This is a genomic window from Rhodococcus sp. FG69 (assembly GCF_057808915.1).
This window is the reverse complement of sequence record NZ_JBMDIX010000080.1, coordinates 1-7,021: the sequence shown is the minus strand read 5'-3', so window position 1 is coordinate 7,021 and position 7,021 is coordinate 1. Positions and strand designations below refer to the sequence as shown.

Sequence of the window (7,021 nt, the reverse complement as noted above, 5' to 3'; positions counted from 1 at the left end):
CCCCCCCCCCCCCCCCCCCCCCCCCCGCCCCTGATTCGGTTCCTACTTGAGACCGGAGCGGACGAACGCGTTGACGATGTGACGTTGCAGCACGATGTAGAGGAGGAAGACAGGGAGGCACGCCATCCCTGCCACCGCCATCATCGGGCCCCAGTCGTTGCCCTCGGTGCCCATGAAACTGCGCAAACCGAGCTGCAGGACGGAGTTGCTACGCTGCAGAACCACTGCCGGCCAGAAATATTCGTTCCACGAGTTGATGAACAACAGGATGGACAACGCCGCGAGTGCCGGGCGCAGATTTGGTACCACGACTGTCCACAGGATCGACCAGGACGACCTGCCGTCCATTCGCGCAGCCGCCACCAGTTCCTTCGGGAAGCTGGTCATGTGTTGACGGAGCATCAACACGCCGAGAGCCGAACACAGCGTCGGCACCACGACTCCGGCGAGCGTGTTGATCAGACCCATTTGGTACAGCAGAACGTAGTTGGGCAGCATGGTGACCTGGAACGGCACCAACCACGTCCCGATGAATGCCAGGTAGAGGAAGTTCTGGAACCGGAACGTGTACATCGCGAACGCGTACGACGCGAGCAGTGCGATCAACAGCTGCGACGCGGCGGACACGAAAGCGACACCGAACGTGTTCAACAGGAGGCCGATTATGTCGACCTTCGACGCAGCATCCGTGTAGTTCTCGATCGACAGTGGCCACGGAAATGGTGAGAGGGACCCGACGTCGTCCGGCCGACGCAACGATGTCGCGAACAGCCAATAGATCGGGAACGCACACACCACCGTGATGACGATCAGAATGGCGTGCCCGCGAATTCGGCGCAGCAGATCGCCGCTACCCTCGACGCTGTCGGGCGCGCCGGTGTTGCGCATGTCAGTTGTCATGAAACGTAATCCGTTCGGAGAGCCAGACGAGGGCACCTGCGACAGCGCCGAATCCCACGAAGAGCACGATGCCTGCGGCCGCGCTGAGTCCGGCGTCGAAGCTGTGGAAACCGTAGTCCCACAACAGGTAATAGATGTTGGTCGTCGATTGCGACGGCCCGCCTTGGGTCAGGGTGTCGATCAGCGGGAATGTCCATTGTGCACTGAGCAGGACGGTCATGAGTGTGAGGAACACCAGGGTGGGGGAGAGCAACGGCAGCGTGATCCAACGATCGATCTGCCACCGCGACGCCCCATCCATCTGTGCGGCCTCGGAGTAGTCGCTGTTCACACCCGCCATGCCGGCGGACACCACCAGCACCGCGAACCCGAGAAAGTGCCACCCCGTGATGATGATGATCACCCACTGAGCGGTAGCGGTGTCCTGGATCCAATTGCGGTCCGAACCGAGAATCCGATTGACGATTCCGGCGCTCGGATCGAGCAGCCATTGCCACACCGCCGCGCCCGCTACCGGTGCGATCAGGAACGGAGCGAAGATGATGCTCTGGTACATCACCCGAGCTCGCCCGTGTACGCCCCGCGTTGCGAACGAGATCACCACGGGCAGAACGATCGAGAAGGGGAGCAGGGCGAGAATCAGAACGACCGTGCGCCAGATGGAGTCACCGACGGCCGGCAATTCGAGCAGACGACGGTAGTTGTCCGCCCCCACCGCTTGCATCGGTGTCGTGGGCAACAAGTTCCACGAATACGTCGACAACTGAGCAGCTTGGACGAGTGGGCGATAGGTCCACACGACGAGCAGTGCGATGGCCGGTGTCAGATACAGATAGGGCTGCGCGACGCGCAGTACACGCGCGATCGATGAATCCCGGATGGTCCGAGCGGGTTCGGAGGCCGTCTCCTTGGCGGGTACAGGGCGGTCGAGAACGCTGACGAACACGTCTCACCCAGCCTGGAGCGAGAGCGCCGCGAGCTTGTCGAGAATGTCCTGCATCGACTCGTCGTACACCGTCGCAGTCGGCGTGGCCTCCACCGCGGTAGCGACGAAGGACGATCCGAACACATCGATGCGGGAGAAGCCGAACCCGACTACACCGCGATGTCGGCCGACGGGCGGTATCGGGTCGACGCGGTACGACATCGCGGGGCCCACCCACACCGGAATCCCAGCGATCGACCCCGAACTCGTGTGGTGGGCGTGACCGCACAGGATCATGCCTACATCGGACCCGGCGAGAACGGCCTCGAGATGCTCCGAGTGCTGCAGGCGAAGAGAATCGACCGAAGTGACCGGTGACGGGATCGGTGGGTGATGCAGCACCAGGATCGTGCCGCCGGGTGCCGGCTCGGCAAGAACGTCGGTCAGCCACGACAGCTGGCTCGGCTCGAGCCGGCCGTCGTGTCGACCGGCCGTCGTGCTGTCCAGAACGACGATTCGGACTCCACCGATGTCGAAGACGGCATCCACGGCATCGACGGGGCCGTCGGGCGACTGAGGCGCGATCAATTCGTGTACGAACGCTTCGCGATCGTCGTGATTGCCCATTGCGTAGATCACGACGGCACCCAGAGCGTCGGCGGCGGGAACGACTGCCTCGCGCAACCGGCGGTATGCCTCCGGGTCACCATCGTCGGTAAGATCTCCCGAGAGAACCAGGGCGTCGATGCGCTGCCCCGATTTCACCAATCGGTCGAGGACCGTGTGCAGGTTGGCGAGCGTGTCGACGCCGTGCACCGTCTCGCCCTCTCTGCGAATGTGTGTGTCCGTCAACTGAACGACGGTGAAATCAGGTCCAGCCATCTCGTGTCCTTTCTTGGGCGGCTTCGGCAGGGGGGCGACGGTCTACTGAGCAGGGAGAAGAGCTGTGCCCTGATCGCGGGCCGCCTCCAGCGTCGGACCCGGATCCGCACCCTGATAGACGATCGACTCGACGGCGTCCATCATTCCGTCACGGATCTGCAGATAGTTGTTGCCGGGCATGGAGACCCACGGCTCCATCGACTCCAGCTGCTTCAGGTTCGGCCCGATCAGCGGGCTCTTCGATGCCCAATCCTGCAGTCCCTCGGGATCGTCGACGAGCCCGGTGCGCAGCGGAAGGTAGCCGATGCCCTGTGAGATCGTGGTGTAGGACTCCTCGCTGGTCAAGAACTTCATGAGTTCCCAGGACGCACGCTGCTTCGCGGGGTCGGATGCGAACGTGAACAGCGACGCACCCGAGTTGGTGGGAACGACAGGCTTGTCACCGAAGGACGGCATCGTGGTCGCACGCAGATCCCATTTGTCCTTGGCACCCTTGGTGAACGTCCCTTGTATAGCGCTGGTTTCGAGAATCATCCCCATGTCGCCGCGAGCGAAGGCCTCGTATCCCTGCTGCTGACTCAATACCGGCGTCGCTCCGTCGGCGACCAGTTTCTGCGCCATCGTCGTAGCTTCGACGGCCGCCTCGTCGGCGAATTCGAGAGACGTCCGATCCTCCGAGATGACGCGTCCGCCGTTCGATCGGACCAAACTCTGGTAGCACCAGTCCTTCGCGGACTTGGTGAGGCAGTCGAGGTACACCCCGCCCTTGCCGGTCCGGTCGGCAATGGTCTTCGCCGCCTCGCCAACCTCGTCCCAGGTCGAGGGCGGATCGGCAGGATCGAGACCGGCCTGCTCGAAGAGTGTTGCGTTGTAGTAGAAGACGGGCGTGGAGAACACGAACGGGATGCCGTACGTGGTCCCGTCCCAGTCTGCGAGCGTGCGTGCGGTGGGTGCGTAGGCGTGTTTCGTTCCGTCGAAGTTCTTCTGAACCTCGTCCTTGCCGAAGAGTTCGTCGAGGGATCGCGCTCCCAGCTGGTTGATGGTGAAGTCCAGGTCGCTGAACCCGAGCTGTGCAACGTCCGGGGGTGCGCCCGCGACGGTCTGGTTCTGAATGCTCGACACAGTGTCCGTTGCGGGGTTGGGGCTGTTGCCTTGCGGCTTCTGCGCTGTGACGGTGATGTTCGGATGCTGCTTTTCGAATTCGCCGATCAGGGTGTTGAACGTGTCGGTCCACGCACCTGCCAGACCGTAGTTGTAGCTCTCGAAGACAATCGAGACCTGTTGGTCGTCGGTCAGTTCGGGCACCGGTTGGGAGGCGGATGTGGTCTCCGTCGTCGACGTCGTGCTGCCGAGACCGCCACATGCTGTCAGTACGAGTGCGCTCGTCATGAGCGCACCCATGCCGAGAAGGGTTCTTTTCATTGTTGCTCCTGGTGAGAGTGGGTACGGAAGGAATCGGGATCTAGGAAGTGAAGACTGGGATACCCGTCTGTCGGGCGGTGACATCGGTGTCTGCAACTGCGGTGTCTGCAACTGCGGTGTCGGCAACCGCGTCCTCGGGCTGCCAGACCAACCGGCGCCCGGTGTCGCGGTCGAACAGATGAAGGTCGGACTTGTCCAGGCCGAGATGGACCGTATCGCCGGGTCGTGCACCGGCAGGCCGGGATACTCTCGCGCACAGGGCATTAGGACCCACACGCACATGAACGAGTTCTTCGCTCCCGAGGTTCTCCACGGTGGCGACCGTGGCCGGGGTGCCGACGCCGTCGTGGCGGAGAACGATACGTTCTGGGCGAACGCCGATGGTCACGCTGCGAGCAGCGACTTCGTCGGCCGAGATGCCCAGTGGCACCGAAAGATCGGCTGCCTCCGCGTATAGTTCGCCGCCTCGGCTCACGACCTCGGCCGTCAGGAGATTCATCGGTGGCGCTCCGAGGAAGCCTGCCACGAACGTGGACCGAGGGGTGTCGTAGAGCTCGGTCGGAGTGCCCACTTGCTCGACGCGCCCGTCGTTCATCAACGCGATCCGAGACGCCATCGTCATGGCTTCGACCTGGTCGTGGGTGACATAGAGGAAGGTCGTGCCGATCCTCTTGTGCAATTCGATGAGTTCGGTACGCGTCGCGCTCCGCAGTTGTGCGTCCAGATTGGACAGGGGTTCGTCCATCAGGAATGCGCCCGGTTCACGAACCATCGCTCGCGCCAATGCAACTCGCTGCCGTTGCCCGCCGGACAATTCGGCCGGACGCCGCCCGAGTAGTGGGGTCAGGTCGAGGATCGACGCCACCTTCGCGACGCTGTCAGCGATGGATTGTCGCGATTGCCCACGGGTGCGCAAGGGAAAGCCGATGTTCTTCGCGACAGTCAGATGGGGATACAGCGCATAGCTCTGGAAGACCATCGCAAGATCTCGTTGACGTGGGGGTGCCGTGGTTATGTCGTTGTCGTCGAGCAGGATCTGGCCCGAAGTCGGCTGGGTCAGGCCGGCCACCATGCGGAGTAGTGTCGACTTGCCGCACCCACTCGGACCCAGCAGGACCATGAATTCGCCGTCCGCGATATCGAGACTCACGTCGTGGATCGCATGGGTGGTACCGAATTTCTTCGACACCGATTCGAGTTGAATTCGGCTCAACGTGTTTCTCCTTGCCGTGCGCTTGATCAGTGGGAACATGCCAACACGCCGTCGTGTACTCGAGGTGAACACCGTCTGCAGGAGTGGCGCGCCGGGAGCAATGTAGGTGCGCGGACCTGGGTCGATAGAACCTTCGGGCGCATGCGATCGCCGCCACGCACATTGACGAGTTTCGGAAGGTTCCGATGTCTGGCCAGCCAGGATAGGCTTCGGCTATCGCTGTACATCGAAACATGCCGTGCATCAGAGTATTTCAGGTTCCTGAGCATACGATGTTCGAGTGACTTCGGATAGTGACATCTCCCGAACCGATACTTCGACGAACCGGCCTGAACTCCGCCGGCGGACCCTCCTGTGGGGCATCTGTGCGGTGACGTTCATCGTTTACCTCGACACCAGCATCGCACCGGTGGCAATTCCGACCATCGCAGACAGTCTGGGTGGCGGGGATACTGCGGCGCAATGGATGCTGGACGCGTACACACTGGCGTTCGCGTGCCTCCTGCTGTCGGGTGGGCTGCTCGGCGACCGATTCGGTACCCGGCGCATGTTGCTCGGTGGCACCGGCGCGTTCGCGCTCGCATCGATCGTCTGCGCCCTCGCGCCGACCATGAACGTGCTGATCACGGGTCGCGCCTTGCAGGGTGTGTGCGCGGCCGTCATTGTCCCCCTGTCCGTCGCGGCGTTGACCACGCACTTCCCCGACCCGACGGCCCGGGCGAAAGCCATCGGTCTATGGGGCGGTACTGCGGGAGTTGCTCTGGCGCTGGGACCGCTCGTCGGTGGGGTGCTGGTGTCGTCGGCGGGATGGCAGTCCTTGTTCTGGATCAACATTCCCATCGCCCTGTTCGCGTTGGTTGCCCTACGGCTTTCGCTGCACCACAAAGCGACATCGCGCAGCGGTGGTATCGACGTCATCGGCCAGGCCTTCTTCGTCGCGGCAGGTGTCGGCGCCACACTCGCGCTCGTCGAGGGCCCGCATCGTGGTTGGGCGCATCCGTTCGTGCTGGTGACCCTCGCGGTTGCCGCTCTTTCAGTGGCGCTGTTCGTGGTCTGGGAGCGTCGGGCCGAGTCTCCGATGTTGCCGCCGGGTCTGCTCCGAATCCCCGAGGTCTTTGCCGCGTGTGCAGTGAATTTCCTCGGATTGTTCGGTCTCTACGGCGTGCTGTTCATCTTGACGCTGTACCTGCAGGGGGAGCGAGGTCTGAGTCCGATCGCGACGGGGCTGGAATTTCTCCCGCTCTTCGGCGCAATGGGCGTCGGATCACTGACCGCGTCGTACATCGTCGGTCGACTGGGTACCCGGCCGACGATGCTGCTCGGGCTCGGGTCGATCTGCGTCGGGATGCTGGGCCTGATGTCGATCCCGGCGGGCGCTCCGTTCGCGGTATATGGAGTCGCACTTGCCCTGCTCGGGATCGGCATTCCGCTCTCCGGCGGTGTCGTCGCGATTGCCGCGATGATGAACGCCGTTCCGGCGGAGTCGGTGGGCGCCGCATCAGGCGCGATGAACACGTTTCGGCAGTTCGGCGCCGTGTTCGGGGTGGCCGCCGCGGCTATTGTATCGCCGCGGGTGGGTAGCGAGGTGACGTCGATGTCGACGACATTCATGATCGGTGCAGTGGGAGCGCTGGCGGGGGGGGGGGGGGGGGGGGGGGGGGGGGGGGGGGGGGGGGGGG

General features: G+C 63.3%; 6 protein-coding genes. 1 reads left to right on the top strand and 5 read right to left on the bottom strand.

Annotated features, from left to right (window positions below; all coding sequences use genetic code 11):
• Nucleotides 1–42: 42 nt before the first annotated feature.
• Genes ACODSO_RS28840 through ACODSO_RS28820 form a run of 5 tightly spaced genes read right to left on the bottom strand, consistent with a single transcriptional unit; the run spans nucleotide 43 to nucleotide 5,342 of the window.
• A complete protein-coding gene (locus ACODSO_RS28840; protein ID WP_489040043.1) occupies nucleotides 43–900 on the bottom strand; it encodes a carbohydrate ABC transporter permease in 858 nt (285 codons plus the stop codon).
• Nucleotides 890–1,846 (bottom strand): carbohydrate ABC transporter permease, encoded by a 957-nt coding sequence (locus ACODSO_RS28835; RefSeq protein ID WP_489040042.1) that lies wholly within the window; start codon nucleotides 1,844–1,846, stop codon nucleotides 890–892. The genes ACODSO_RS28840 and ACODSO_RS28835 overlap by 11 nt, the downstream gene beginning before the upstream one ends.
• A 3-nt stretch (nucleotides 1,847–1,849) precedes the next feature.
• Entirely contained in the window at nucleotides 1,850–2,707 is an 858-nt protein-coding gene (locus tag ACODSO_RS28830) for a metallophosphoesterase (RefSeq protein ID WP_489040041.1), read from the bottom strand.
• 42 nt (nucleotides 2,708–2,749) lie between these two features.
• Entirely contained in the window at nucleotides 2,750–4,129 is a 1,380-nt protein-coding gene (locus ACODSO_RS28825) for an ABC transporter substrate-binding protein (protein ID WP_489040040.1), read from the bottom strand.
• 40 nt (nucleotides 4,130–4,169) lie between these two features.
• The gene (locus ACODSO_RS28820) at nucleotides 4,170–5,342 is read right to left on the bottom strand and encodes an ABC transporter ATP-binding protein (RefSeq protein ID WP_489040039.1); all 1,173 of its coding nucleotides are present in this window, start codon (nucleotides 5,340–5,342) and stop codon (nucleotides 4,170–4,172) included.
• 280 nt (nucleotides 5,343–5,622) lie between these two features.
• Between ACODSO_RS28820 and ACODSO_RS28815 the strand changes: the two genes are divergently transcribed.
• Nucleotides 5,623–7,021 (top strand): MFS transporter (locus ACODSO_RS28815; protein WP_489040038.1); only part of this gene is annotated, 1,399 nt, incomplete at its 3' end.

Coding starts and splice junctions, on each gene's coding strand:
- ACODSO_RS28825 (WP_489040040.1), bottom strand. CDS start 4,129: ATGAAAAGAACCCTTCTCGGCATGGGTGCGCTCATGACGAGCGCACTC.
- ACODSO_RS28840 (WP_489040043.1), bottom strand. CDS start 900: ATGACAACTGACATGCGCAACACCGGCGCGCCCGACAGCGTCGAGGGT.
- ACODSO_RS28830 (WP_489040041.1), bottom strand. CDS start 2,707: ATGGCTGGACCTGATTTCACCGTCGTTCAGTTGACGGACACACACATT.